This window comes from Streptomyces calvus, assembly GCF_006782915.1.
GTDB classification, from domain to species: domain Bacteria; phylum Actinomycetota; class Actinomycetes; order Streptomycetales; family Streptomycetaceae; genus Streptomyces; species Streptomyces calvus.
This window is the reverse complement of sequence record NZ_VCNP01000043.1, coordinates 433440-459754: the sequence shown is the minus strand read 5'-3', so window position 1 is coordinate 459754 and position 26315 is coordinate 433440. Positions and strand designations below refer to the sequence as shown.

The 26315-nt window shown below is 73.3% G+C and carries 20 protein-coding genes and 1 rRNA gene; 6 read left to right on the top strand and 15 right to left on the bottom strand.

Annotation, left to right across the window (positions count from 1 at the left end):
- Both FGW31_RS20990 and FGW31_RS20980 read right to left on the bottom strand, forming a co-directional pair.
- Positions 1-135: ribosomal RNA gene (locus tag FGW31_RS20990) — 16S ribosomal RNA — on the bottom strand; the annotation flags it as partial.
- A 559-nt stretch (positions 136-694) separates the two neighbouring features.
- Entirely contained in the window at positions 695-1702 is a 1008-nt protein-coding gene (locus FGW31_RS20980) for a stage II sporulation protein M (RefSeq protein ID WP_142194971.1), read from the bottom strand.
- A gap of 149 nt (positions 1703-1851) precedes the next feature.
- Here FGW31_RS20980 and FGW31_RS20975 point away from each other — a divergent pair, with 149 nt between their 5' ends.
- Positions 1852-2934 carry an RDD family protein gene (locus FGW31_RS20975; RefSeq protein WP_142194970.1) on the top strand — a complete coding sequence of 361 codons (1083 nt, stop codon included), beginning with the start codon at positions 1852-1854 and terminating at the stop codon, positions 2932-2934.
- A 205-nt stretch (positions 2935-3139) separates the two neighbouring features.
- Here FGW31_RS20975 and FGW31_RS20965 read toward each other — a convergent pair whose 3' ends face one another.
- From FGW31_RS20965 to FGW31_RS20920, 9 genes are all read right to left on the bottom strand, one after another.
- Positions 3140-3757 carry a hypothetical protein gene (locus FGW31_RS20965; protein WP_142194969.1) on the bottom strand — a complete coding sequence of 206 codons (618 nt, stop codon included), beginning with the start codon at positions 3755-3757 and terminating at the stop codon, positions 3140-3142.
- 150 nt (positions 3758-3907) lie between these two features.
- A complete protein-coding gene (gene ahcY, locus FGW31_RS20960) occupies positions 3908-5365 on the bottom strand; it encodes an adenosylhomocysteinase (RefSeq protein WP_142194968.1) in 1458 nt (485 codons plus the stop codon).
- A gap of 316 nt (positions 5366-5681) precedes the next feature.
- Complete coding sequence (locus FGW31_RS20950; protein ID WP_142194967.1) at positions 5682-6662, bottom strand: cation diffusion facilitator family transporter; 981 nt, start codon at positions 6660-6662, stop codon at positions 5682-5684.
- 145 nt (positions 6663-6807) lie between these two features.
- A complete protein-coding gene (gene manA, locus FGW31_RS20945; protein WP_142194966.1) occupies positions 6808-7959 on the bottom strand; it encodes a mannose-6-phosphate isomerase, class I in 1152 nt (383 codons plus the stop codon).
- An 84-nt stretch (positions 7960-8043) separates the two neighbouring features.
- Positions 8044-9171 carry an SIS domain-containing protein gene (locus tag FGW31_RS20940; protein WP_142194965.1) on the bottom strand — a complete coding sequence of 376 codons (1128 nt, stop codon included), beginning with the start codon at positions 9169-9171 and terminating at the stop codon, positions 8044-8046.
- Between the two features lie 78 nt (positions 9172-9249).
- On the bottom strand, positions 9250-9420 hold the full coding sequence (locus FGW31_RS20935) for a Trm112 family protein (RefSeq protein ID WP_007382472.1): 171 nt from the start codon (positions 9418-9420) through the stop codon (positions 9250-9252).
- 217 nt (positions 9421-9637) lie between these two features.
- Positions 9638-11005, bottom strand: coding sequence for a phosphomannomutase/phosphoglucomutase (locus tag FGW31_RS20930; protein ID WP_142194964.1), 1368 nt, complete (start codon positions 11003-11005; stop codon positions 9638-9640).
- A 325-nt stretch (positions 11006-11330) separates the two neighbouring features.
- Positions 11331-12947: an L-lactate permease gene (locus tag FGW31_RS20925; RefSeq protein ID WP_142194963.1), complete on the bottom strand. Its 1617-nt coding sequence runs from the start codon at positions 12945-12947 to the stop codon at positions 11331-11333.
- A 321-nt stretch (positions 12948-13268) separates the two neighbouring features.
- Entirely contained in the window at positions 13269-13691 is a 423-nt protein-coding gene (locus FGW31_RS20920; protein ID WP_073936149.1) for a DUF3499 domain-containing protein, read from the bottom strand.
- 292 nt (positions 13692-13983) lie between these two features.
- On the opposite strand from FGW31_RS20920, the gene FGW31_RS20915 reads away from it, so the two are divergent.
- Positions 13984-14436, top strand: coding sequence for a metallopeptidase family protein (locus tag FGW31_RS20915; protein WP_142194962.1), 453 nt, complete (start codon positions 13984-13986; stop codon positions 14434-14436).
- Between the two features lie 155 nt (positions 14437-14591).
- On the opposite strand, the gene FGW31_RS20910 is transcribed toward FGW31_RS20915, so the two are convergent.
- From FGW31_RS20910 to FGW31_RS20900, 3 genes are all read right to left on the bottom strand, one after another.
- The gene (locus FGW31_RS20910; RefSeq protein ID WP_142194961.1) at positions 14592-16058 is read right to left on the bottom strand and encodes a DUF5719 family protein; all 1467 of its coding nucleotides are present in this window, start codon (positions 16056-16058) and stop codon (positions 14592-14594) included.
- Complete coding sequence (locus tag FGW31_RS20905) at positions 16055-19723, bottom strand: glycosyltransferase family 2 protein (protein ID WP_142194960.1); 3669 nt, start codon at positions 19721-19723, stop codon at positions 16055-16057. The genes FGW31_RS20910 and FGW31_RS20905 overlap by 4 nt, the downstream gene beginning before the upstream one ends.
- 248 nt (positions 19724-19971) lie before the next feature.
- Positions 19972-20235 carry a WhiB family transcriptional regulator gene (locus tag FGW31_RS20900; RefSeq protein ID WP_003975777.1) on the bottom strand — a complete coding sequence of 88 codons (264 nt, stop codon included), beginning with the start codon at positions 20233-20235 and terminating at the stop codon, positions 19972-19974.
- Positions 20236-20954: 719 nt separating this feature from the next.
- Here FGW31_RS20900 and FGW31_RS20890 point away from each other — a divergent pair.
- Genes FGW31_RS20890 through FGW31_RS20875 form a run of 4 tightly spaced genes read left to right on the top strand, consistent with a single transcriptional unit; the run spans position 20955 to position 24829 of the window.
- Positions 20955-21461, top strand: a complete 507-nt coding sequence (locus FGW31_RS20890) for a cysteine dioxygenase (RefSeq protein ID WP_142194958.1) — start codon at positions 20955-20957, stop codon at positions 21459-21461.
- 33 nt (positions 21462-21494) lie between these two features.
- A complete protein-coding gene (gene cofD, locus FGW31_RS20885; protein WP_142194957.1) occupies positions 21495-22454 on the top strand; it encodes a 2-phospho-L-lactate transferase in 960 nt (319 codons plus the stop codon).
- Complete coding sequence (locus FGW31_RS20880) at positions 22451-23767, top strand: coenzyme F420-0:L-glutamate ligase (protein WP_142194956.1); 1317 nt, start codon at positions 22451-22453, stop codon at positions 23765-23767. Before cofD ends, FGW31_RS20880 begins: the two co-directional genes overlap by 4 nt.
- A 60-nt stretch (positions 23768-23827) precedes the next feature.
- A complete protein-coding gene (locus FGW31_RS20875; RefSeq protein WP_142194955.1) occupies positions 23828-24829 on the top strand; it encodes a DNA-3-methyladenine glycosylase family protein in 1002 nt (333 codons plus the stop codon).
- A gap of 351 nt (positions 24830-25180) precedes the next feature.
- Here FGW31_RS20875 and manB read toward each other — a convergent pair whose 3' ends face one another.
- The gene (manB, locus tag FGW31_RS20870) at positions 25181-26263 is read right to left on the bottom strand and encodes a mannose-1-phosphate guanylyltransferase (protein WP_142194954.1); all 1083 of its coding nucleotides are present in this window, start codon (positions 26261-26263) and stop codon (positions 25181-25183) included.
- Between the last annotated feature and the right edge of the window lie 52 nt (positions 26264-26315).

Here is a 26315-nt window from a genome sequence, read left to right as displayed (position 1 = left end):
GAGTGCAGGGCAGATTGCCCACGTGTTACTCACCCGTTCGCCACTAATCCCCACCGAAGTGGTTCATCGTTCGACTTGCATGTGTTAAGCACGCCGCCAGCGTTCGTCCTGAGCCAGGATCAAACTCTCCGTGAATGCTTCCCCGTAATCGGGGCGAACACATCACGAGAGCGGAACCGTAAGGAGGAATAGTCCTCACGGTCCACAGCGTCCTCGCTGTGTTTTTTCAAAGGAACCTCGACCGTCGAAGTATTCCGACGGGCGGGGTATCAACATATCTGGCGTTGACTTTTGGCACGCTGTTGAGTTCTCAAGGAACGGACGCTTCCTTCGTACTCACCCTCTCGGGCTTTCCTCCGGGCGCTTCCCTTCGGTGTTTCCGACTCTATCAGATCTTTCCGATCCGATTTCCTCGGTGCTTTCCAGGTCGATGCTTTCGCGTTTCCCTTTCCGGCGGATCCGACTTTATCAGAAGTTTCGGGGCGGACTGACCGGCCTTCGATTTCCGATTTATCGGGAGGTGCTTCCGCGGAATCGATGTTCCGCCGGGAAGCTGACAGATGCTCACCGTTGCCGTCCGGGGGTGAGACCCCATCTCCAGGCAACTGTTCGAATCTACCTCCCCGCCGGCTCCGTGTCAACGGCTCCTGCGGGGCGAAGAGGAGACTAGCAGGCCAAGGGACCGCCTCGCACATCAGGCGGCCGTGGGCACGTCGGCGCTGCGCTCGGACGCCTCCAGGTCTCCGGTCTCGCCGGCGCGCGCGGCGCGTCCGCCCAGGACGTAGACGTACGCCAGGAAGGCCAGTTCGGCGACGACGCCGATGGTGATGCGCGCCCAGGTGGGCAGGCCCGACGGGGTGACGAAGCCTTCGATGGCTCCGGAGACGAAGAGGACCAGGGCCAGGCCGATCGCCATGGCGAGGGCGGCCCTGCCCTCCTGCGCGAGGGCCGTGCGCCGGGTGCGGGGACCCGGGTCGATGACGGTCCAGCCGAGGCGGAGGCCGGTTCCGGCGGCGACGAAGACTGCGGTCAGTTCGAGAAGGCCGTGTGGCAGGACGAGGCCGAGGAACGTGTCGAGGCGGCCGGCGGAGGACATCAGGCCGAAGCCGATGCCCAGGTTGAGCATGTTCTGGAAGAGGATCCACAGGACCGGCAGGCCCAGGAAGACGCCCAGGATCAGGCAGAGGGCGGCGGCCCAGGCATTGTTCGTCCAGACCTGGGCGGCGAAGGAGGCGGCGGGGTTGCTCGAGTAGTACGTCTCGTACTGGCCGCCGGGGCGGGTGAGCTCCCGCAGCTCGCTGGGGGCCGCGATGGTGGCCTGGACTTCGGGGTGGGTGCCTATCCACCAGCCGAGCAGTGCCGCGACGGCCGTGGACAGCAGTGCCGTGGGCACCCACCAGTGGCGCGACCGGTAGACGGCGGCCGGGAAGCCGTGGGTGAGGAAGCGCGTGACGTCCTGCCAGGACGCCCGGCGCGTGCCCGTCACGGCGCTGCGCGCGCGGGCCACGAGTTGGCTGAGCCGGCCGGTCAGCTGGGGGTCGGGAGCGGCCGACTGGATCAGGGAGAGGTGCGTGGCCGTGCGCTGGTAGAGGACGACGAGTTCGTCGGTCTCCGCGCCGGTGAGCCGGCGGCGGCGCCGGAGCAGGGCGTCGAGGCGGTCCCACTCCGCGCGGTGGGCGGAGACGAAGACGTCGAGGTCCATCGGGGTGCCTGCTCCTCGGCTGTTCGTCGGCGGTCGGCCGGAGCGGTGGACGGATGATCGGTGTGATCGGCTGGTCGTACTGCGGTGCGATGTGGCATCAGCTTGGCAGACTGACGGTGTTCGGGGCAGGCCAGGGAAGGGCGGCGGGCGTGAGTGAGCTGGTGACGGGCGAGGCGGTGGCGCTGGAACTGCGCCCCGCGAGGCTGCCCAGCAGGGCACTGGCCGTGCTGCTCGACCTGGCGGTGGCCGTGGCCGCCTACATCGCCGTGACGATCGCTCTGGTGAGTGCCACGGCCTCGCTGGACCAGGCGGCGCAGACGGCGATATCGATCGCGCTGTTCGTGCTGGTGCTGGTGGGCGGTCCGATCATGGTCGAGACGCTGAGCCAGGGGCGGTCGCTGGGCAAGATGGCGTGCGGGCTGCGGGTGGTGCGGGACGACGGGGGGCCGATCCGGTTCCGGCACGCGCTGGTGCGGGGCCTGATCGGCGTGATCGAGATCCTGATGACGTTCGGGGTCGTGGCCTGCATCGCCTCGCTGGTGTCGGCGCGCGGGCGGCGGCTCGGGGACGTGTTCGCCGGCACGCTCGTGGTGCGGGAGCGGGTGCCGGCCGGGCAGGCGGGGTTCGTGCCGCCGCCTCCGCCCTGGCTGGCCGGGCGTTTCTCCGGGCTGGACCTGTCGGCGGTGCCGGACGGTCTGTGGCTCGCCGTCCGCCAGTACCTGACGCGGATGCGGGAGCTGGAGCCGCAGGTCGGCTGGTCGATGGCGGAGCGGCTGGCCTCGGACCTCGCCGAGCGCACGGGGGCGCCGGTGCCGCCGGGGGTGCCGCCTGCCGCGTATCTGGCGGCGGTGGTGCAGGAGCGGCAGGCCAGGGAGGCGCGGCGGACCTTCGGCGGCCGGGCGTATGGGAGTGGCGGGCAGGCGGGAACGGGCTGGTCCGCCGGTGCGGTGGATGGGAGTGCCGCGGGTGCCGCGGGGCCGACGGGTGCCGCGGGGCCGACGGGTGCCGGGGAGCGGGCCGGGACGGCCGCCGGTCCTTCAGCCGGGACGGGGCCCGGGACGGCGGCCGGTGCGTGGGCGGTGCCCGGGACGCCGGGTGCGGTGCCGCGGGAGAGCGGTTCCTCCGGGCTCGGCGGTGCGCCGCGGGAGGGCACTGCCTTCGAGCAGTCACGGGCACCGCGGGAGAACGGGGCCGCCGACCGGCCTTCGACGGGGTTCGTGCCGCCGGCCTAGGGTCTGTCGTTTGGATCAGGTCGGCTGGGAGACACAGCGCTTCTCAGCCCACCCGAGCGGGGCGTGGTGCGTGCAGCTGCAAGGCGGAGGAGGGCGGCGACGCGGAGCGTCGACAACCGACGACAACGCAGCAGATGTGCGTGCCACGCCCCGCGAAACCGACATGATCCAAACGACAGGCCCTGGGTGCCCGCGGGAGTGCCGGTCAGTCGCCGAAGACGGACGGCGGTGATTCGAGGTCCTCGAGCTCGATGCCGGGGGCCGCGAGGACCACGTCGCCGGCGAGGTGCACGGCGTGCTGTTCGCCCGTGTCCAGGGCTGTGACCTGGTATTCGTCCACGGTCAGGGGGCCGTTGTCAGTGGCGTGTGCTTCTCTTTTCACCAGCGCCCAGGACTGGTCCACGGTGCGGGGGGCGAGGACCGGATCCGTGAAGGCGACGAGGCGGACGCGGGTGGCGGACGAGGAAGGGGTGAGGCGCAGCAGACGGGCGGTGGCGACGAGGAACGCGGGGGACGAGCCGGTGAAGGCGTGGGCGCGCACATTGCCTTCGGTGGCGTGGGCCCCGGTGGGGTCGGTACGGACCCAGGTGACGCCGTCGAGGGCGGCGCCGCGGACCTGCCAGCTCGCGGCGTGCAGTTCGAGTCGGATGGGGCGGCCCAGCTCGTCGAGGGCGAGGTCGACCGAGCCCAGGTGATCGCCGGACGGGGCGGTGAGCTGGGAGACGTAGCGCCAGCCGGACGGGCCGGGGGCGCAGTGGAAGTGCTCTTGGGCGAGGGGAGTGTGATCGTGCGGATCGTGGAGCGAATAGCGGCCGCGGGGCATGGGGGTCCTGGGTCGTGACGTGCGGGGCCGGTCGCCGGTCCGCCCAAGGGGCAGGCCCCCGGCACGGGGGTGCGGGGGCCTGCCTCGGAGGACCTGCCGCCTGGGGTGCGCGTCAGTGCACGGGCGCGCACCCGCGGCGGGAGCGTCGGCTCAGTAGCGGTAGTGGTCCGGCTTGTACGGGCCCTCGACCTGGACGCCGATGTACTCGGCCTGCTCGGGGCGGAGCGTGGTCAGCTTCACGCCGAGCGCGTCGAGGTGGAGGCGGGCGACCTTCTCGTCGAGGTGCTTGGGCAGCACGTAGACGCCGGTCGGGTACTCGTCGGGCTTGGTGAACAGCTCGATCTGGGCCAGCGTCTGGTCCGCGAAGGAGTTGGACATCACGAACGACGGGTGGCCGGTGGCGTTGCCCAGGTTCAGCAGGCGGCCCTCGGAGAGGACGATGATCTTCTTGCCGTCGGGGAAGGTCCAGGTGTGGACCTGCGGCTTGATCTCGTCCTTGACGATGCCGGGGACCTTGGCGAGGCCGGCCATGTCGATCTCGTTGTCGAAGTGGCCGATGTTGCCGACGATGGCCTGGTGCTTCATCTTGGCCATGTCCGAGGCCATGATGATGTCCTTGTTGCCGGTCGTGGTGATGAAGATGTCGGCCTTGTCGACGACCTCGTCGAGCGTGGTGACCTGGTAGCCGTCCATGGCGGCCTGCAGGGCGCAGATCGGGTCGATCTCGGTGATGATCACCCGGGCGCCCTGGCCGCGCAGGGACTCCGCGCAGCCCTTGCCCACGTCGCCGTAGCCGCACACGACGGCGGTCTTGCCGCCGATCAGGGTGTCGGTGGCGCGGTTGATGCCGTCGACCAGGGAGTGGCGGCAGCCGTACTTGTTGTCGAACTTCGACTTGGTGACGGCGTCGTTGACGTTGATCGCCGGGAACAGGAGGGTGCCGTCGCGCTGCATCTCGTACAGGCGGTGGACGCCGGTCGTGGTCTCCTCGGTGACGCCGCGGATCTCGGAGGAGAGCTGGGTCCACTTCTGCGGGTTCTCGCCCAGGGTGCGGGTGAGCAGTTCGAGGATGACGCGGTGCTCCTCGGACTCGGCGGTGTCCGGCGAGGGGACCTTGCCGTCCTTCTCGTACTCGACGCCCTTGTGGACGAGGAGGGTGGCGTCGCCGCCGTCGTCGAGGATCATGTTCGGGCCGCCGGTGGGGCTGTCCGGCCAGGTCAGCGCCTGCTCGGTGCACCACCAGTACTCCTGGAGGGTCTCGCCCTTCCAGGCGAAGACCGGGACGCCCTGCGGGTTGTCGGGCGTGCCGTTCGGGCCGACGGCGATGGCGGCCGCGGCGTGGTCCTGGGTGGAGAAGATGTTGCAGGAGGCCCAGCGGACCTGCGCGCCCAGGGCGACCAGGGTCTCGATGAGGACGGCGGTCTGCACCGTCATGTGCAGGGAACCGGTGACGCGGGCGCCGGCCAGGGGCTGCGCCTCGGCGTACTCCTTGCGGATCGCCATCAGGCCGGGCATCTCGTGCTCGGCGAGGGTGATCTCCTTGCGGCCGAACTCGGCCAGGGAGAGGTCGGCGACCTTGAAGTCCTGTCGGTTCTCGACAGTCGTCATTGCGAGCTGCTCCTCGGGATGTGGGTCGAGGTGGGTACGGCTGGTCTGCGCGGCGGCGGACACAGGGGTGCCCACAAGAGGACACAGGCATGCCCGCGTACGCGCAGCGCAGTCCGTCGGAGGCCCTCTCTCCCTCGGCCGGTCCGCGGTGGGACCGCCCGACCGCCATCAGCAGCGACGTCTGGCTTCGTTCCAAGCTACACCGACCTGCCCCGCCGCCCCCAGTCCGTCCGGCGTACACATCAGGCCGATCTCGGGCGCCGGGACGGCGAAGGGCCCCGCCGGACGATCGGCGGGGCCCCTGTGACCTGTGGGGTCAGTGAGCGGTGTCGTGCGGCGTGGGGCCGCCGGGAGTGGCCTCGGGGTCGGCGCCCTTGGCGGCCTCGGTGTCGCTGTAGATGTCGGGCTCGAGGTAGATGACGCGGGCGATCGGGACGGCCTCGCGGATGCGGGACTCGGCGGCGTCGATGGCGGCGGCGATCTCCGTGGCCGTGTCCTCGTGCCGGACGGCGATCTTCGCGGCGACCAGCAGTTCCTCCGGGCCGATGTGGAGGGTGCGCATGTGGATGATGCGGGTGACGGTGTCGCCGTCGACGACGGCGGCCTCGATCTTCCGCGTCTCCTCGGCTCCGGCGGCCTCGCCGAGCAGCAGGGACTTCGTCTCGACGGCCAGGACGAGGGCGATCAGGATGAGCAGGATGCCGATGCAGAGGGTGCCGATGCCGTCCCAGACGCTGTCGCCGGTGAGCAGGGCGAGACCGACGCCGCCGAGGGCGAGGATCAGACCGACCAGCGCGCCGAGGTCCTCCAGGAGGACGACCGGCAGCTCGGGCGCCTTGGCGTGGCGGACGAACTCCTTCCAGGAGCGCTTGCCGCGCAGGACGTTGGACTCCTTGATGGCAGTCCGGAAGGAGAAGGACTCGGCGATGATCGCGAAGACCAGGACGCCGACCGGCCAGTACCAGTGCTCCAGCTCGTGCGGGTGCTTGATCTTCTCGTAGCCCTCGTAGAGGGCGAACATGCCACCGACCGAGAACAGCACGATGGAGACGAGGAAGGCGTAGATGTAGCGCTCGCGGCCGTAGCCGAAGGGGTGCTGCGGGGTGGCCTGGCGCTTCGCCTTCTTGCCGCCGACCAGCAGCAGGGCCTGGTTGCCGGAGTCGGCGACCGAGTGCACGGACTCCGCGAGCATCGAGGACGAGCCGCTGAAGAGGAACGCCACGAACTTCGCTACCGCGATCGCGAGGTTGGCGACGAGTGCCGCCACGATCGCCTTGGTGCCGCCTGACGCGCTCATGTGTTCGCGTTGTCCCTTCGTACGCCGTGTTTCGGGCCCGGGCGCGCGTCTGCGCACGCGGCCCGGGACTGTGCCGTCCTGTGACGGTGGGCCATTGTTGCAGTCCTCCGCGGCGACTGCGCGTCAGGTCGCCGTCACCGGACGGTCAGGCGACCACCGTGGCCCTGAACAGGGTTCCGGTACCCGACACTTCGGTCTCCTCACCTGCCGGGACGAACACGGACCTGCCCGGGGTCAGTTGGTGCTCGCCCGCCCGTACGGTGCCGGCCGTGCAGAGCAGGATCTGCGGGTTGGTCAGGGTGAGGTCGTGGGTGGCGCCGCCCTCGGGGAGGACGTAGCGGGAGAGGCGGAACTCGTCGATGGGGGTCTCGTAGACCTCTTCGCCGTCCGGGCCGGCCTCGGGGCGCAGTACGCCCGGGTCGGTGGCCTCGAAGCGGACGATGCGCAGGAGTTCGGGCACGTCGACGTGCTTGGGGGTGAGGCCGCAGCGCAGGACGTTGTCGGAGTTGGCCATGATTTCGACGCCGAGGCCGTTCAGGTAGGCGTGCGGGACGCCGGCGCCGAGGAAGAGGGCCTCGCCCGGCTGGAGCCGGACGTGGTTGAGGAGCATCGCGGCGATGACGCCGGGGTCGCCCGGGTAGTGGTGGGCGATGTCGGCGTATGGGGCGTAGGCGCCGCCGAGACGGTCGCAGGCCGCGGCCGCGTCCCTGACGGTGCGGGCCATGGCCTCCGGGTCGGCGGTGAGGACCGCGGTGAGGACCTCGCGCAGGGCGGCCTCTTCCGGGTGGGCGTGCAGCAGGTCGACGTACGGCTTGAGGGAGTCCACACCGAGGCCGTCGAGGAGGGCGGCGGCGGCCAGCGGGTCGCGGAAGCCGCACAGGCCGTCGAACTCGGTGAGGGCGCAGATCAGTTCGGGCTTGTGGTTGGCGTCCTTGTAGTTGCGGTGCGGGGCGTTGCGGGGGACGCCGCGGCGCTCCTCGTCGGCGTAGCCCTCCTTGGCCTGCGTCAGGTCGGGGTGGACCTGGAGGGAGAGCGGGGCGCCGGCGGCGAGCAGCTTCAGCAGGAAGGGCAGGCGCGGGCCGAACTTGGCGACCGAGTCGATGCCGAGTTCCTTTTCCGGGTCGGCGTCGATGACCTCGTCGAGCGCGCCCCGGTCGGTGCGCGAGGGTGCGCCCGGGTGGGCGCCCATCCACATCTCCGCCTGCGGCTCTCCGGTCGGTTCGGTGCCGAGCAGTCGCGGGATGGCGGTGGTGGAACCCCAGGCGTAGGGGCGGATGGTGTTGTCGAGGCGGTCCATGGGGTTCTCTGCGTTCCTTCTGCCGGTTCGTGCGTGCGCGCGGGGGTGCGTGCGCGCGGGTGCGTCAGCGCTTCCCGCGCATGATCAGGCGCCGGAGGCGAGCGCCAGGTAAACGGCGGCGAAATCCGTGATGGCGATCAGTTCCGCGAGGGTCTCCAGTTCGCCGCCCTCCTCCGGTTCCAGCTCGCTGACCGGTGTGTCGTGGGTGAGGGCCAGTTCGCGGGCGGCGGGGGCGGCGGTGAGGCCGCCGATGGGGCGGTCGCGGAGCAGCACCACGCGCGCGTGCAGGGCGGGCGGGTCCTCCACGCGGTCGCGGAAGAAGTCGTCCGGGTCGGCGCCGGCGGCGAGCCGGCCGGCGAGCAGGGCGCTGTGCGCGGCGAGCGCCTCGGGCAGTTCGGCGACGACGGCGGGGGTGCCGGAGAGTTCGGCGAGCGCGGCGGCGAACCGGCGGCCCGCCGGTCCGGCCGAGACGCCTTCCGTCCAGACCAGGGGCAGCGCTTCGGCGAGTTCGGCGGCGAGGGTCTTGGCGGGGTTGCTGTACGTCGCGATGGCGGGGCCGCAGCGTTCGGCGACGGCGTCGAGGCGGTCGGCGACCTTCTCCATGGCGTCGGGCGGGGCGGAGAGCAGGCCGGTGCGGTCCAGCAGCGCGAGCAGCGGGGTGAGCAGCGCCCACAGGACGCCGGGTGCGGAGGCGGCGAGGGGCTCGTCCTGGTCGTAGGGGGCGGTGGCCATGGGGAGGAACAGGCCGTGGGAGCCGTTGACCGTCTCGGCGAGCGGGGTGCGGGCGGGGGCCACGGCGACGACGGTGCAGCCGCGGCGGTACGCCTGCTCGGCGAGCAGGGACAGGCCCGGTTCGGTGCCGTCCGGGGTGGCGATGAGGAGGAGGTCCACGCTGCCGGCCCAGCCGGGCAGTTCCCAGCGCAGGGCGCCGGCGGCGGGGGCGACGCCGGTGGGCGCGAGGCGGGTGACGGGGCTGCCCGCGCCGGCCAGGGTGCCGAGGAGGTCGGCGGTCTGGGTGGCGGCGGCGCCGGGGCCGGCGATGAGGACGGCGCGCGGGCGGCCGTCCGGTGCGAGGCCGCCGACGCCCGCCTCGGCGGCCTGCCGGGCGGCGGTGCGGACCCGGGCGCCGGCTTCGGCGGCGCCGCGGAGCAGTGCGCGGCGGTCGGCCTCGGCGAGGCCCTCCGGTGAGTCGAGCAGCGATTCGTCGAGCATGGGCGGCAGGCTCCGATCGGCGGGGCGTCGGTGAGCGGGGCGCCGGGTCGCGGATGCGCCGGGTCGCCGGACCGTGGGTTACGCGGGGCGGCGGGCCTCGTCGACGAGGAGGACGGGGATGCCGTCGCGGACCGGGTAGGCCAGGCCGCAGTCCTGGCCGGTGCAGATCAGCTCGGTGTCCTGCTCCTTGAGGGGGGCGTGGCAGGCCGGGCAGGCGAGGATCTCCAGGAGGCCGGCTTCGAGCGGCATGAGGGGTCCCTTCGGACGGTGGGGCGGCTTGTGTGGATGTGCTGGTCAGGGTACCGCCGGTGGGGCGCCTGCGGCGTGGGGGCGGGGCGGGGACGGTGACGCTCCGGGCTCCCTGGGCGGGCCGGTACCCGGCGCCGCCCTTCCCCCGCGCCGCCGCGACCGATCCGTCGGTCCCCCGGCCCGCCGCTGCGACGCTACGACGCCCTGCCGATCGAAGCTACGACGCCCTGATGATCGCCAGCGCTTCGTCGCGGATCTTCGTCATGGTGGCCTCGTCGCGGGCCTCCGCGTTGAGGCGGAGGAGCGGTTCGGTGTTGGACGGGCGGACGTTGAACCACCAGTCGGCGGAGGCGACGGTGAGGCCGTCCAGTTCGTCCAGGGTGATGCCCTCGCGGCCCTCGTAGGCGGCGCGGATCGCGGCGAGGCGGGCGCTCTGGTCGTCGACGGTGGAGTTGATCTCGCCGGAGCCGGCGTAGCGGTCGTACTGGGCGACGAGGGCGGAGAGGGTGCCGTCCTGTCCGCCGAGGGCGGCGAGGACGTGCAGGGCGGCCAGCATGCCCGTGTCGGCGTTCCAGAAGTCGCGGAAGTAGTAGTGCGCGGAGTGCTCGCCGCCGAAGATCGCGCCGGTCCTGGCCATCTCGGCCTTGATGAAGGAGTGGCCCACGCGGGTGCGGGCGGGGGTGCCGCCGTTCTCCTTGACGACCTCGGGGACCGACCAGGACGTGATCAGGTTGTGGATGATCGTGCCCCGGCCGCCGTTGCGGGCCAGCTCGCGGGAGGCCACCAGGGCGGTGATCGCGGACGGCGGGACCGGTTCGCCCCGCTCGTCGACGACGAAGCAGCGGTCGGCGTCGCCGTCGAAGGCGAGGCCGAGGTCGGCGCCCTCCTCGCGGACCCGCTTCTGCAGGTCGACCAGGTTGGCCGGGTCGAGGGGGTTGGCCTCGTGGTTGGGGAAGGTGCCGTCGAGCTCGAAGTACATCGGGACGAGGGTGAGCGGCAGACCGGCGAAGACCGTGGGGACGGTGTGCCCGCCCATGCCGTTGCCCGCGTCGACGACGACCTTCAGCGGGCGGATCGACGTCAGGTCGACGAGCGAGCGCAGGTGGGTCGCGTAGTCGTCCAGCGTGTCGCGCCGGGTGACCGTGCCCGGGGTGCCGGCCGGTTCGGGCGCGCCCGTCTCGCTCCACCGCTCGACGAGTTCCCGGATCTCCGCCAGGCCGGTGTCCAGGCCGACCGGGGCGGCGCCCGCGCGGCAGAGCTTGATGCCGTTGTAGCGGGCCGGGTTGTGCGAGGCGGTGAACATCGCGCCCGGCAGGTCCAGCGCGCCCGAGGCGTAGTACAGCTGGTCCGTGGAGGCCAGGCCGATCTCGGTCACGTCGACGCCCTGGGCGGCCGCGCCGCGCGCGAACGCGCCCGACAGGCCGGGCGACGACGGGCGCATGTCGTGGCCGGTGACGACGGCGGTCGCGCCGGTCACCCGGGCGAAGGCGGCGCCGAAGAGCTCGGCCAGGGACTCGTCCCACTGGTCGGGGACGATGCCGCGCACGTCGTACGCCTTGACGATCTGCGAGAGGTCAGCAGCCACGGCCAGCCTTTCCGGAGGTCCGGTTCGGACACGGTTCACGGTTCACGGTCACCACAAACTACCCGTAGAGGGTGACACTCCGCGGCGGGCACCGGGCAGTCCGACGGAAAACGGCCGAGGTCGGCCGGTCGGTCGGTCGGTCGGTCGGTCGGTCGGTGAAAGGCGTGGCTCGCAGACGTCGGTCAGGACAGCCGGCCGGGGCAGTCGGTCAGGACAGACGGCCGGGGCAGTCGCTCAGGACAGTCGCTCAGGACAGACGGTCAGGACAGTCGCTCAGGGCAGTCGCTCAGGGCAGTCGGTCAGGGCAGTCGGTCAGGCCAGTCGGTCAGGGCAGCATCCAGCCGAGTGCCGCCGTGCTCTGGCCCACGACGATCAGGCACATCACGAGCAGCAGTCCGAGGCTCCACGGCAGGACCTTGCGCAGCAGGTCGCCCTCGCGGCCCGCCAGTCCGACGGCCGCGCAGGCGATGGTGAGGTTCTGCGGCGAGATCATCTTGCCGAGGACGCCGCCGGAGCTGTTGGCGGCGGCGAGGAGTTCGGCGGACAGGCCGGACTCGCGGGCGGCGGTCACCTGGAGGGCGCCGAAGAGGGCGTTGGCGGAGGTGTCCGAGCCGGACACGGCGACGCCGAACCAGCCGAGCACCGGCGACAGGAAGGCGAGCCCGGCGCCCGCCGCGGCCACGAAGTGGCCGATCGTCGCGGCCTGGCCGGAGAGGTTCATGACGTAGGCGAGGGCCAGCACGGAGGTCACGGTGAGGATCGCGAACCGCAGTTCGTGCACCGTGGCGAGCCACTCCTTGGCCGCCGTACGCGCGCGCACCCCGATCACGGCCGCCGTGCACACCCCGGCGAACAGCACGAGGGTGCCGCCGGTGGAGACGACCGGCCACGTGAACACGTTGCCGCCGACCGGCTCGCCGTCCGGTCCCGCGACGTCCAGGAGGGGCCAGTCGAAGGTTCGGGTCGCGCCGGCGAGCCAGTCCTTCACCGCCGGGATCTGCGCCACGGAGAAGATCGTCACGATGAGTGCGTAGGGGGCGTAGGCCCGGACCACCTCTCCGCGCGGGTCCTCCTCGTCCAGTTCCTCGCTGCGTGCGCCGGTCAGCACGGAGGCGCGCACGGACTCGGCCGCGGGCACGCGCGCCTGCGGTACGGCGACCAGGGCGGCCGCGCCGGCCAGCGCGGCGCCGATGTCGGCGAGTTGGGCGGAGACGTAATTGGAGGCGACGAACTGCGCCAGGGCGAAGGCGACACCGCACACGAGTGCGGGCACCCAGGTCTCGCGCAGGCCGCGGCGTCCGTCGACCAGCCAGACCAGCACGAGCGGCACGACGATCGCCAGCAGCGGGGTCTGGCGGCCCACCACGGAGGCCACGGAGTCCAGGGGCAGCCCGGTGACCTGTGCGAGCGTGACGACGGGTGTGCCCATGGCGCCGAACGCCACCGGGGCGGTGTTGGCGACGAGCGCGACCACGGCGGCGCGTACGGGGTCGAAGCCGAGGGCCACCAGCATCACGGCGGAGATCGCGACGGGCGCGCCGAATCCGGCGAGGGCCTCCAGGAGGGCGCCGAAGCAGAAGGCGATGACGAGGGCCTGGATGCGGGGGTCGTCGGAGAGGCCGCCGAAGGAGCGGCGCAGGATGTCGAAGTGGCGGGTGCGGACGGTCATCCGGTAGACCCACAGGGCGTTGACGACGATCCACATGATGGGGAAGAGGCCGAAGGCGGCTCCCTGGACGCCGCTGGAGAGCGTCTGTCCGAGCGGCATGCCGTAGGCGAGGCAGGCCACGAGAACGGCCGCCAGCAGGCCGGACAGGCCCGCGAGGTGCGCTTTCATGCGGACGCCGCCGAGCAGCACCAGGACGAGGACGAGGGGCAGGGCCGCCACGAGGGCGGAGAGGCCGAGCGAGCCGGCGACGGGCTCCAGTTCCTGGACGTACACGGGCGACTCCCGAATTCCGCCATGCGAAAGCGATTTCTCGACGCGTCAACGGAATGGTCGTGTCCGTGACAAGCGGGCGTCAATGGGTGTGCGTCGTCGGCGTGCCGTGCGTACGGGGCACGGGCACGGGGTGCGGGGTGCCGGGTGCCGGGTGCCGGGTGCCGGGTGCCGGGTGCGGGGTGCGGGGTGCCGGGTGCGGGGTGCGGGGTGCCGGGTGCGGGGTGCCGGGTGCGGGGTGCCGGGTGCGGGGTGCCGGGTGCGGGGTGTGAGGAACGGCGTCGCCGCCGAAGGGGTGTCGACCGGGCGGACGGGGACCTGGGGTCAGTTGTCCGGGGAGCGGAGGACGCGCAGGTGGCCGCGGCGCGCGACCTCCATGGGGTCGGCGGCGCGGGATCCGCCCCCGGCTCCGGCCGCGCGCTCCTGGGGGCGGGCGGCCTCGCGCACGGCGTTCGCAAGCGCTTCCAGGTCGTCCCCGCTGGGCTGCGCGGGGGCGGAGCCGTCGAGGAGCCGGACGACCTCCCAGCCGCGCGGCGCGGTCAGGCGCTCGGAGTGCTCGGCGCACAGGTCGTAGCAGTGGGGTTCGGCGTAGGTGGCGAGGGGGCCGAGGACCGCGGTCGAGTCGGCGTAGACGTACGTCAGCGTCGCGACGGCGGGACGGCCGCAAGCGGTGCGCGAACAGCGACGTACAGGGCTCACGACGTTGGACGGTACCGCACTCTTGAGCGGGCCGCGACGACTCTCCACCACGTCACTCCACCGTGTCGTGGTGTGAAACGCCCCACATACCCCTTTGTGCATACCTCGCTGACCTGGTTCGACGCAGGTGTCCGTCAGGTGCGGCGGTTCTGATTCCGGTCACCAGTTGGTACAAACACCGTCAATTGCCTTGAGTTACCCGGTCCTGAGGAGATACGGAATCGAGCCCAACCTTGGCTGGAATGGTCAGGTTGTGACATGCCACGCGGGTGGCCCGGAGAGGTCCCGACGACGTGTGGGGCCGGGCGGTGCGGCTACGGGGCGACTACGCTTCGCAGTGATGGACAGCCCTGTGACGCCCCGTGCCGCCGGCCCCGGGCCCCGACGCCGTGATCGCCACGGCCGGGGCATGCGCGGCCCGATCGCACCACCCCAGGTACCGCTCGCCGCCAGCCGCGCGGAGACGTTCGCGGATCTGGTGCAGGACTCCGTGGAGCGGCTGGAGCGGCGGTGGCCGCAGCTCGCGGACATCGACTTCCTCGTGCTGGACGTGCCCCGGCTGGACGGGACGGCGGACGCGGCGTGGAGCGACGAGGCGGTGCCGCTGGGCGGGACCGTGGCCGCGCGCGCGGGACGCCCGGCGCGGGTGGTGATCTACCGGCGGCCGGTCGAGATCCGGACCAAGGGGCGCGACGAGCGGGCGGCGCTGGTGCACGAGGTGGTGGTCGAGCAGGTGGCGGACCTGCTGGGGCTGACGCCGGAGACCGTGGACCCCCGCTACGGGGAGGACTGAACGGCCCCGCGCCCCTCGGACGGTGGGCGCGGGAACCGGTCGGCGCAGGAATCGGTCGGCGCGGGGACCTGTCGGGCTCGGGGACCTGTCGGGCTCGGGAACCGGTCGGCTCGGGGACCTGTCGGCGCGGGGACCTGTCGGCGCCCGCGCCGCGGTTACTTCTGCAGGACCGAGAGGTCCTCCTCCGACTGCGGTACCGCGACCGTTCCGCGGTCGTCCGGGAGCGCCTGGACGGTGAAGAACGGCACGCCGTCCTCCGTGACGGTCAGGGTGCGGGAGGCGTAGACGGGGGTGTCCGAGCGCGGCTCGATCGTCAGGGCGTAGGTGCCCTTCACGCCCGCGGGTACGGGGGCCTCGATGTTCTGCGTGGTGCCGGACTTGATCGTGTACGTCCTGGACGCCGGCGTACCGCCCTCGGTGCCCGCGGATGCGGTGACCTTCACCTCGGCCGTGCCCTCGGGGGCGGTCAGCGAGAGCGTCGTGCCCTCGGCGGTGTTGCCGACGGACGTGGCGCGCGTGCCGACCGGGCGGGCGGCCGGGATGAAGGCCGACTCCTGCTTGTCGCCCTTGCCGCGCAGCACCCGTACCGCCGCGACGACCGGGACGGAGTCGTCCGACGCCGTGAGGACCAGTGAGCCCGCCTCGCCGCGTGTGAGGTCGCCCAGGTCGACGGCCGAGGTCATGCCGCCCTTCACGTGCAGGGTCTCGTTCCCGGCCGGCGTGATCAGGCCGGTGGGGGAGGCGAGACGCAGCTTCAGGTCGACGTCGGCGTCGCGCGGGGTGAAGGCGACGAGGCGCACGGCGGTGGCGTCCTCGGGGATGCCGGGCACGACCAGGCGGCCCGCGGGGTCGGCCGAGGCGGGCAGCCAGTCGCCGCCCAGCTCGGTGTCCAGGGCCTGCACGGCCGCACCGACCCTGCCGCTGCGGACCACCACGTGCACGGTCACGTCGGTCTGCTTCTCGTCGGTCAGCGTGGACAGCAGGACCGGCTCGGCGGAGTGCGGCTTGACCGTGATGCCCTCCCCCACCACCGTCTCCAGGGCGCCGTCCTTGCCGTAGAGCTCGATGTCCACGACCGCCGCCGAGTCGTCCGGGTTCGTCAGGTGGACGTAGTCGGTGCGGTCGTCCCCGGTGGCGGCGCCCGGGAACCAGAACTCGGTGTCCGCGGCCGTGCAGGCGACACCCTGCAGCCCCCGGCCGGTGCCCGCGGCGACCTCGGTGGTCTGCTGCACGGTCCAGCCGGGCGCGAAGCGGCCCTCGGCGGTGCCGACGAGGGCCGGGGCGTCACCGCCGGAGACCTCCCCGGTGACCGGTTTGCCGGGGTCGCCGGGCTCCAGGACGGGCTCGGCGCCGTCCTTCGCCTGCTGCGTGGCGGGCCGCAGTCCGGCCTCGCCGCCCTTCTCCGCGCCTTCGGTGACCGGGGTGAAGGACGTGTACGTCGTCTCGGCCAGGTCGGAGGTGCTGGGCCGGGGGCACAGCAGGCCCGTGCGCTCGACCGGGAGGTGGGCCGCCGCCTTCGCCGTGTCGTCCGTGGCGGCGTCCGGGGCGGACACCGCGGCGACGCCGGTGACGGCGGCGAGCGCGGCGACGGCCGCGATCAGGGACAGGGTGGTGCGGTTCACTGCTGGCTCCCCTCGGGACGCTCACTGCCTGTGCCGTGGGGGTCGTACGGCGCGTCGTAGCCCTGCGTGTAGTTCTGCTCGTAGCCCTGCTGGTACGTCGTCCGGTCGTACGGCTGCTGGTTGCCGTAGCCGTACGGGTCGTACGCGCCGCCCTGCTGGTAGGGATCGGCCGGGTACTCCTGCTGGTGGTACGGGTCCGTCGGGTACTGCTGCTGGTACTGGCCGCCGGTGTACGCCGGGTCGTGGCCGGGCGTGCCGGACCAGTCGGTGTAGTCGGGCTGGGCCGGGACGGACGGCACCTGCGGAACCGGCGGCGCGGGCGCCTCGGGTACCGGCGGTGCTTCGGGGACCGGCGGCGTCTCGGAGGCCGGCTCGGGCGTGGCCTCCGCCTCGGCCTGGGCGCGCAGGCGGCGGGCGCGGCGACCCTCGCCGGCCAGGGCCTCGGCGGGGACGGCCGGTTCCTCGGGGAGGTCGTCGTCGATGTCGCGGCGGCGGCCGGGCAGGGCCATCACGACGAGGACGACGCCGAGCAGGCCCTGCGCCCACAGCCAGGCGGTGTGGGTGATCGGGTCGTCGTAGGTGACGTCCAGGGTGCCGCCCGCGGCGGGGAGTTCGAAGCCCTGCGCCCAGCCGTCGACCGTGGTGCGGGTCAGCGGCTTGCCGTCGAGGGTGGCGGTCCAGCCGTCGTCGGCGGTGTCGGCGAGGCGGAGGGTCCGGCCCTCGGCGCCGGCCGGGATCCTGGTGTGGATCGCGACCGGGCCGGCGGCGACGGGCTGCGGCTCGCCGTCCCCGGCGGGCAGGATGCTCGCGCGGGAGACCTGCCGGTCGACCCGCCACAGAGCGCCGCCCGCCTGCTGGCTGAGCCGGCTCAGGCCGGGCGTGGCGTCCAGGACCCGGGTGACCTCGCGGGGCGCACCGGGGTGGACGAGGACGTAGCGGACGGCGAAGCCGCCGAGCTGGTCGGCCTGGTCGGCGCCGGAGCCGGCGACGAGGTTGGCGACGACCTTGTCGAGCCGGGCGTTCTCGCCGTCCACCGCGGCGGTCTCGGCGTCGCCCATGCGGGCGCCGGAGCCGCGGACCAGCACGTAGCGGACGTGGGCGGCGGAGTCGCTGGCCAGGACGAGGGTGCGGGCCTGGTCGCGGGTGCCGCTCTCCTCGGCGACGAACGCGGGCACCTGGACCGGGTCGCGCCGCTCCACCGGCCCGTCGGCGCCGCGGATCATCCAGCCGGCGGCGGCGAGCAGCGGGCCGACGGCGCAGGCGAGGGCGATCAGTGCGGCGACCGGCTGGCGCCAGCCGAAGCTCTGCTCGGCGACCCGGGCACGGGCCCCGTCGGCGCCGAGCGTGGCGGCGGCGAGGACGGCGATGCCGTAGACGAGGGTGGCGGGACCGGCCCAGGCGGAGTTGTTCGACAGGACCGCGAAGACGAGGCCCACCAGGGCCGCCGCCCAGGCGGTCAGGATGGCCGGCCGGCGCTCGGAGCGCAGCAGCGCGGCGAGCGCCGCGAGCACCAGGCCGATGAGCAGCAGGCCGCCCACGGTGCCCGGTCCCCCGGGGCTCGCGCCCAGCAGGTCGAGGGCGGAGGCGGCGGACGCGCCGTACTCCAGGCCGGCCTCCCGGAAGAAGCCCAGGGGCAGCAGGGAGAGCGACCACGGGGCGAGGACCAGCAGGGGCGTGCCCAGTTGGGCCAGGAAGCGCAGCCCGTAGGCCGGGAGGTCGGTCCTGCGCAGCGCCGGCACGCCGAGGCCGAGGACCAGGGCCACGGGCCACACGATCGGCGTGAACGCGGTGGTGACGGTGAGCAGCAGCGCGTACGCCCAGGTGGCGCGCCAACTGCCGCGCGCACCGGAGGTGTTCGCCAGGCCGCTCGCGGCGATGCCCGCGCGGGCGAGGAGCGGCAGCAGCACGGCGAGGACGGCGGTGCCGATGCGGCCGCCGGCCAGGGCGCCGGTCGCGGCGGGCAGGAAGGCGTAGGCGACGGCCGCCCAGGCGCGCAGCAGCCGCGACTCGACGAGCGGACGGGAGGCGAAGTACGCGGTGAAGCCGGCCAGCGGGACCGAGCAGACCAGGAGGACGGTGACGGCGAGGCCGGTGGAGCCGAGCAGGAGCGAGGCGAGGGCCGCCACGAGGGCGAGGTAGGGCGGCGCGGCTCCGGTGCCGCCGGCGCCCACGGCGTGCCAGGCGTCGGTGTAACGCGCCCACAGTTCGCCGGAGTCGGCGGGCACGGGCAGCAGGGCGCCGCCCGCGAGCGCGCCGCCGCCGAGGAGTCCGCGGCAGGCCACCAGGGAGACGAGCAGCAGCATCAGGAAGAGGACGGGCCCGGGTTTGCGGGCGATGCGCTTGAGGCGGGCGAACTGTTCGACCTCGAGGAAGTCGGCGTCGTCGCCGCCCGGTCCGGACTCCACGGCGCTGCCGTGCCGTCCGGCGCCGGAGGCGGCTTCGGGGTCGGAGCGGCCGACGAGGTTGCTGGCGACCTGTTCGACGGTGACGCGGACGGTGGCGCCGGGCGGCGGGAACAGCGGCCGCAGTTCCTCCTTGCCGGTCTGCGGGCTGCCGCGGCGGCGGCGTCCGGCGAGGATCCGTTCGGGCCGCAGCAGGGTGCCGATCAGGCCGCGGATCTCGTCGACGGCCTGTCCGGGGGCCTTGCCGACGAGGTAGGCCAGCGTGCGCAGCAGCGTGCCGAGGACGACGCGCAGCAGCACCCACGGCAGCGCCGCGGTACGGGTGTTGACGAGGAGGGTGTAGACGGCGCCGGCCTTGTCCACCTTGTGCGGGGACGCCGAGGTGCGGCCGACGCAGTCGACGGTGCGGCGTTCCCGGGAGGCGGCCTCGGCGTGCCGGACGACCGCGTCGGGGGCGATCAGGACGCGGTGTCCGGCGGAGTGCGCGCGCCAGCACAGGTCGACGTCGTCGCGCATGAGGGGCAGGTGCCGGTCGAATCCGCCGAGCCGGTCGAAGACGTCGCGGCGGACCAGCATGCCGGCGGTGGAGACCGACAGCACCGGCCGCACGTGGTCGTGCTGGCCCTGGTCCTGCTCGCGGCGGTCCAGGCCGGTCCAGCGGCGGCCCGAGTTGGCGATGGAGACGCCGACCTCGAGCAGTTGCCTGCGGTCGTACCAGCCGCGGAGTTTGGGGCCGACGACGGCGACGTCGTCCCGGCCGAGTTCGTACTCGTTCTCCACCACGCGCAGCAGCTGGGCCAGCGCGTCGGGTTCGGGGGCGCAGTCGTCGTGCAGCAGCCACAGCCACTGGACGGGTTCGCCGTGCGGGAGTTCCGGCATGTCGTAGGCGTCGTCGCGCCAGCTGCGGGTGACCGGGTCCCAGCCGCTCGGCCGCTTCAGGTAGGGCAGGTCGTCCGGCGTGAGGTGCGGGGCGGTGCGGTGGCACTCCTCGACGGCCTGGCCGAAGCCGGTGCGGCGGGCGAGGTGCAGCACACGGTCGTCACCGAAGGCCTCGGCGACCAGCCGGGCGGAGTCGTCGGCGCTGCCGGTGTCGGCGGCCATGGCGAACTGGACGGGGCGCTCCTGGCCGAGCAGCCCGGCGAGCGCGTCGGGCAGCCAGCGGGCGCCGTCGTGGGAGACGAGGACCGCGGTCACCACGTGGCGCGGGAACTCAGGTGTGGCAGCGACGTCTTGCGCGGCTGCCGTGTGGCTGTGCACGGACATCGAGGTACGGGCCCCGGTTCGGTGGACTGTGGGGACGCCCGTGCCCGGCGGGGGCAGCGGGGCGTCTCGGACGAGCGACCACACTATCGGCTGGGCAACACCTCGGCCCGCCGCCTGTGGACAACCCACCTGCGACGGGCCTTAAGTGACGTATGTACCGAGTGTCCTGCGGAGGTGTTCCGCGGTGCGCGCGCGGAGACGACGTGCGGACGACGGCGATGCGCGTCCGGCGGTGGGGCGGCCGTCCGTCAGACGGCGGCCTTCTTGAGCCGGCGGCGCTCCCGCTCGGACAGGCCGCCCCAGATGCCGAAGCGCTCGTCGTTGGCGAGGGCGTACTCGAGGCACTCGGAGCGGACTTCGCAGGCGAGGCAGACCTTCTTGGCCTCGCGGGTGGAGCCGCCCTTCTCGGGGAAGAAGGACTCGGGGTCGGTCTGGGCGCACAGCGCGCGCTCCTGCCAGCCGAGTTCCTCGTCCGCGTCGTCGACCAGCAGTTGCTGCACCAGCTCGGTCATGTGCGCCCCTCGTCTGTCTTTCGCGTCCCCGTGATGTTGCCGTTACCGATTCCGGCTGAACGACACGAGTGAAATTACAAGTGTGCTGCTCCGGGCGAGTCAAGCCGAGATCTGCTATTGAGCCCCTTATTCACTCTGCGGAACCAAGGCCAAGCGGAAAGTGTTCAAATCACCCTAAACCTTGACACACGCACGGGACCCCCGAGGGCTTCCGGCCGCACGCAGAGTCTCCGCAGAGCCTCTACGGGGAGGACGCCCGGGAGATCGATCTCGTTCCGACACCCGCGTCGAAGCGAACCGGATCACAGTCGGATCACGGGATCGCAACGGCGCGTGGCGCCCGGCCGTGCGCAGCTTGTGTCCCGGGAAACGACTGAGCAAACCTTTCGCCTGGGACATGAACCGGATGAGGTGAAACATGTCCCACATTCCGGGCGTCGAGTTGACAGTGGAGGAGTGAGCCGCTGTCCTTGTGGGCATGCTCGCGAATTCGGCACTCACCTCGACCCGCTCCGCCGGGTTCCTCGGTGCTGCCCGCGCTCGCTGTAGCTGTCGCTGTTCCGGCTGTTGAGCCCACGCGCTCCGGCCCCCGCCGGGTCACCCCGGCCGCTGTTTCCTTCGCTCCACCAGGGCACCCCTCGCCGCCGTCCGCGATCCGGGCGCACGCGACGCGACACCCTCACCCCCACCGCTTCTCCGCCAAGGAACCTCCGCACCCCATGAACAGCGACAGCGACCTCCAGATCGCCGGCGACATCCTCGAAGTCCCCCATCTCCTCCAGCCCCCGCGCGAGCACCCGGCCACCGTCGCCGAGTTCGCCGGCCTGGCGCGTTCCGTCGCCGCCGACCGCTCCCAGTGGGAGCACCTCGTGCGCTACGACGCCACCAGCCGCTGGTACCACCGACTGCGCACAGGACCCGGTTACGAGCTGTGGCTGCTGTCCTGGGTGCCCGGCCAGGGCAGCGGACTGCACGACCACGGCCGCTCCTTCGGGGTCCTCACCGTCCTGGACGGCACGCTGACCGAGCACACCGCCCGCGGCACGCGCGCGTTGACGGCGGGCGCGCAGCGCGTCTTCGCGCCGGGCTACGTGCACGAGGTCGTCAACGACGCCCTGCACCCCGCGGTCAGCCTGCACATCTACTACCCGGGTCTGACCGACATGCCGATGCACACGGCACCCCGGTGCGAGCCCCGCCCGGCCCCCGGTCCGGTGACTGCCTGACGCGATGTCGTAGCCGCCTGCGAGGATGGGCCCATGCGCATCGTGGTTCTGGCAGGCGGCATCGGTGGTGCCCGTTTCCTGCGCGGTCTGAAGCGGGCCGTGCCGGACGCGGACATCACCGTCATCGGCAACACCGGGGACGACATCCACCTCTTCGGGCTGAAGGTCTGCCCGGACCTCGACACGGTGATGTACACGCTCGGCGGCGGCATCAACGAGGAGCAGGGCTGGGGACGGACCGACGAGACCTTCCACCTCAAGGAGGAGCTGGCGGCGTACGGCGTCGGCCCCGAGTGGTTCGGGCTCGGCGACCGGGACTTCGCCACGCACATCGTGCGGACCCAAATGCTCGGCGCCGGCTATCCGCTGAGCGCGGTGACCGAGGCGCTGTGCGACCGCTGGCAGCCCGGCGTGCGCCTGATCCCGATGACCGACGACCGCGTGGAGACGCACGTGGCCGTCGAGTTGGAGGGCGAGCGCAGGGCGATCCACTTCCAGGAGTACTGGGTGCGGCTGCGGGCGTCGGTGCCGGCCGAGGCGGTCGTGCCGGTCGGCGCGGAGCAGGCGAAGCCGGCGCCGGGCGTCCTGGAGGCGATCGCGGCGGCCGACGTGATCCTCTTCCCGCCGTCCAACCCGGTGGTCTCCGTCGGCACCATCCTCGCCGTGCCCGGCATCCGGGAGGCGATCGCCGACGCGGGCGTGCCGGTGATCGGCCTGTCGCCGATCGTCGGGGACGCTCCGGTGCGCGGCATGGCCGACAAGGTGCTCGCGGCCGTCGGCGTGGAGTCGACCGCCCCCGCGGTGGCCGAGCACTACGGCTCGGGCCTGCTGGACGGCTGGCTGGTCGACACCGTCGACGCCGGCTGTGTGGAGCGGGTCGAGGCCGCCGGGATCCGCTGCCGCGCCGTGCCGCTGATGATGACGGACGTCGACGCGGCCGCGCAGATGGCGCGGGAGGCGCTGGCGCTGGCGGAGGAGGTGCGCGCGGCATGAGCGGCGCGCTCCCGCCGTCCGACGGCTTCCGGGTCCGCGCCGTGCCGGGCCTTCCCGAGGTCGGGCCGGGCGACGACCTGGCCAAGCTGATCGCGGGCGCCGAGCCGGGGCTGGCCGACGGCGACATCCTGCTGGTCACCTCGAAGATCGTCTCCAAGGCCGAGGGCCGGGTCGTCGAGGCGGCCGACCGGGAGGCGGCGATCGACGCGGAGACGGTGCGCGTGGTGGCCCGGCGCGGCTCGCTGCGCATCGTCGAGAACCGGCAGGGCCTGGTCATGGCCGCGGCCGGCGTCGACGCCTCCAACACCCCCGCTGGCACGGTCCTGCTGCTGCCCGAGGACCCGGACGCCTCCGCGCGCGCGATCCGCGCGGGCCTGCGCGACGCCCTCGGCGTCGAGGTCGGCGTGATCGTCACCGACACCTTCGGGCGGCCCTGGCGCTCGGGGCTGACGGACGTCGCGATCGGCGCGGCGGGCGTGCGGGTGCTGGACGACCTGCGCGGCGGCACCGACGCGTACGGCAATCCGCTCGCCGCCACGGTCGTCGCCCTGGCCGACGAACTGGCCGCGGCGGGCGACCTGGTCAAGGGCAAGGCCAACGGTCTGCCGGTGGCCGTCGTGCGCGGGCTGCCGCACCTGGTGGTGTCCGGCGACGGCGAGGGCGCCCGGGCACTGGTGCGCGGCGCACGCGACGACATGTTCCGCCTGGGCACCTCGGAGGCGGTGCGCCTGGCGGTGACCCAGCGGCGTACGGTGCGGACCTTCACGGACCAGCCGGTCGACCCGGGCGCGGTGCGCCGCGCGGTGGCGGCGGCGGTGACGGCACCGGCCCCGCACCACACCACGCCGTGGCGGTTCGTCCTGCTGGAGTCCCCCGGGACCCGCACCCGCCTCCTGGACGCGATGCGCGACGCCTGGATCGCCGACCTGCGCCGCGACGGGAAGACGGAGGAGTCCATCGCCCGGCGCGTCCGCCGCGGCGACGTGCTGCGCAACGCGCCCTGTCTGGTCGTGCCCTGCCTGGTCATGGACGGCGCGCACGCCTACGGGGACGCGCGGCGGGACGGCGCGGAGCGGGAGATGTTCGTGGTCGCCGCCGGCGCCGGTGTGCAGAACTTCCTGGTCGCGCTGGCCGGGGAGCGGCTGGGCTCGGCGTGGGTGTCGTCGACGATGTTCTGCCGCGACGTGGTCCGCGAGGTCCTGGACCTGCCCGCGCACTGGGACCCGATGGGCGCGGTGGCGGTGGGCCACCCGGCCGAGGAGCCCCGTCCGCGGCCGGAGCGGGACGCGGGCGCGTTCATCGAGGTGCGGTGAGCCGGCCGCGCGGCCCCCTACCCTCGTAGGTGCCCTTCCGCTCCACCCCTGGGATCTCTCGTGGCAGGACGTTTCGCTCCCCGCCCGACGCGTACGACCGTGCGCGGCGGGCGTGCCGCCGTGCCCGCGGGCGTTCCGCGCCAGGCGCCGGCCCCCGCCCGGGTGCGGACCTGGACGCCGGACGGTCCGCTGGACCTCGGCCTGGTGCTCGGCCCGCTGCGGCGCGGGCCCGGGGACCCGACGTTCCGCGCGCTGCCGGACGGCTCCGTGTGGCGGGCCAGCCTGACGCCGGCGGGCCCGGGGACACTGCGGGTGACGCAGCGGGCCGGTGAGGTCCGCGGCGAGGCGTGGGGGCCGGGCGCCGAGTGGCTGCTGGACCGGCTGCCGGAGCTGCTCGGGGCGGCCGACGACCCGTCCGCCTTCGTCCCCCGGCACAGACTCCTCGCCCTCACCCGTCACCGGCGGCCCGGTCTGCGGCTGACGCGCACCGGGCTGGTGCTGGAGTCGCTGATCCCGTCGGTGCTGGAGCAGAAGGTCACCACCGGTGAGGCGTACCGGGCGTGGCGGCTGCTGGTCCGCGCGTTCGGGGAGCCGGCGCCCGGCCCGGCACCGGAGCGGATGTCGGTGATGCCGGCCCCGCGCACCTGGGCGCTGATCCCGTCCTGGGAGTGGCACCGCGCCGGGGTGGACGACAAGCGTGCCTCGACCGTCCTGCGGGCGGTGCGGGTCGCCGCGCGGCTGGAGGAGGCGGCGGGGATGTCGCCTGCGGCGGCGCAGAAGCGGCTGGAACTGGTGCCGGGGATCGGGCCGTGGACGTCGGCGGAGACGGTGCAGCGCAGTCACGGGGCGCCGGACGCGGTGACCGTCGGGGACCTGCACCTGCCGGGGATCGTCGGGTGGGCGCTGGCCGGGGACCGGCACGCGGACGACGCGGTGATGCTGTCGCTCCTGGAACCGTACGCCGGTCAGCGGCACCGCGCCGCGCGGCTGATCCTGCTGAGCGGACGCGTACCGGAACGCCGGGCACCGCGCATGCCGCACGGCGACATCGGACGGCTGTGAGACCTCCTGCCCCCGGCCGCGTACGGCGCTGAGGCGGACGGGGCGGGAGTGCGTGCCCGCAGCGGCCGGCGCGTCCGCACCCCGCACGTCCCAACCGGCCGGTTCCGCGCCGGACCGGGCACGGACACCCACGCCCCGTCCCCGCGCCACCCACCGCACCGAAAGCGCCGTGCGCACCCCCACCGGACAGACCACTGCGCCGCAGGCACGCAACAGCACCCCCGCCGACCCAACCCCTGCGCCGCAGGCACGCACACAACACAGCCACCGACCGGACCCCTGCGCCGCAGGCACGCAACAGCACTCCACCGACCGGACCCTCGCGCCCAAAGCCGCCCCGAAGCCGTCCCCCTACTGATCCGAGGAGAAACGAACCGCTCCCGCCGGAATCCGCGCGTCGCACCACACGCGGACGCCCTCGCGCAGTTCGTTGCGGGCGCCGATCACCGCGCCGTCGCCTATCACCGTGCCGGTGAGGACCGACCGTTCGCCGACCCGGGCCCGGTTGCCGATCAGTGAGTCGGTGATGACGGCGCCCGGCTCGATGACCGCTCCCGGCAGGATCGTGCTGCCGAAGACGCGCGCGCCCTCCGCGACGAACGCGCCCTCACCCACCACCGTCCCGCCCGCGAGCTTCGCGTCGGGCGCCACGGTCGCCGTGGGCAGCACCAGCCGGTCGCCGCAGTGCCCCGGCACGGCCGGCGACGGCGCCCGGCCGAGCACCAGGTCCGCCGAGCCCCGCACGAAGGCCGCCGGGGTGCCGAGGTCCAGCCAGTACGTGGAGTCGACCATGCCCTGGAGGTGGGCGCCCGCCGCCAGCAGCTGCGGGAACGTCTCCCGCTCCACCGACACCACCCGGCCCGCCGGGATCGTGTCGATCACCGAGCGCCGGAACACGTACGCCCCCGCGTTGATCTGGTCGGTGACGATCTCCTCCGGCGTCTGCGGCTTCTCCAGGAACGCCAGCACCCTGCCGGTGTCGTCCGTCGGCACCAGGCCGTAGGCGCGCGGGTCCGTCACCTTCGTCAGGTGCAGCGAGACGTCCGCGCCCGTCGTCCCGTGCGTGCGCACCAGCGCCCGGATGTCCAGCCCCGTCAGGATGTCCCCGTTGAAGACGAGCACCGGGTCGTCCGGGCCGGAGTGCAGCCGGGACGCGACGTTGCGGATCGCGCCGCCCGTGCCGAGCGGCTCCTCCTCCGTCACGTACTCGATGTGCAGCCCCAGGGCCGACCCGTCGCCGAAGTACGGCTCGAAGACCTCGGCCAGGTAGGACGTGGCCAGGACGATGTGCTCGACGCCCGCGGCTCTCGCTCTCGCCAGCTGGTGCGTGAGGAAGGGCACCCCGGCCGCGGGGACCATGGGCTTGGGCGTGTGCACCGTGAGCGGGCGCAGCCGCGTGCCCTTGCCGCCGACCAGGAGGATCGCTTCTGTCACCTGTCGTCTCTGCTTCCTGCCGGGACCGGCCGAACTGTGTTTCGGCCGGCCA

Bases quoted from the DNA above. Each gene is read 5' to 3' on its own strand.
- FGW31_RS20980 (WP_142194971.1), bottom strand. From the start codon at position 1,702: ATGGACCTCGACGTCTTCGTCTCCGCCCACCGCGCGGAGTGGGACCGC.
- FGW31_RS20905 (WP_142194960.1), bottom strand. From the start codon at position 19,723: ATGTCCGTGCACAGCCACACGGCAGCCGCGCAAGACGTCGCTGCCACA.
- FGW31_RS20890 (WP_142194958.1), top strand. From the start codon at position 20,955: ATGAACAGCGACAGCGACCTCCAGATCGCCGGCGACATCCTCGAAGTC.
- ahcY (WP_142194968.1), bottom strand. From the start codon at position 5,365: ATGACGACTGTCGAGAACCGACAGGACTTCAAGGTCGCCGACCTCTCC.
- FGW31_RS20950 (WP_142194967.1), bottom strand. From the start codon at position 6,662: ATGAGCGCGTCAGGCGGCACCAAGGCGATCGTGGCGGCACTCGTCGCC.
- FGW31_RS20915 (WP_142194962.1), top strand. From the start codon at position 13,984: ATGGACAGCCCTGTGACGCCCCGTGCCGCCGGCCCCGGGCCCCGACGC.
- FGW31_RS20965 (WP_142194969.1), bottom strand. From the start codon at position 3,757: ATGCCCCGCGGCCGCTATTCGCTCCACGATCCGCACGATCACACTCCC.
- FGW31_RS20940 (WP_142194965.1), bottom strand. From the start codon at position 9,171: ATGCTCGACGAATCGCTGCTCGACTCACCGGAGGGCCTCGCCGAGGCC.
- FGW31_RS20880 (WP_142194956.1), top strand. From the start codon at position 22,451: ATGAGCGGCGCGCTCCCGCCGTCCGACGGCTTCCGGGTCCGCGCCGTG.
- manA (WP_142194966.1), bottom strand. From the start codon at position 7,959: ATGGACCGCCTCGACAACACCATCCGCCCCTACGCCTGGGGTTCCACC.
- FGW31_RS20900 (WP_003975777.1), bottom strand. From the start codon at position 20,235: ATGACCGAGCTGGTGCAGCAACTGCTGGTCGACGACGCGGACGAGGAA.
- cofD (WP_142194957.1), top strand. From the start codon at position 21,495: ATGCGCATCGTGGTTCTGGCAGGCGGCATCGGTGGTGCCCGTTTCCTG.
- FGW31_RS20935 (WP_007382472.1), bottom strand. From the start codon at position 9,420: ATGCCGCTCGAAGCCGGCCTCCTGGAGATCCTCGCCTGCCCGGCCTGC.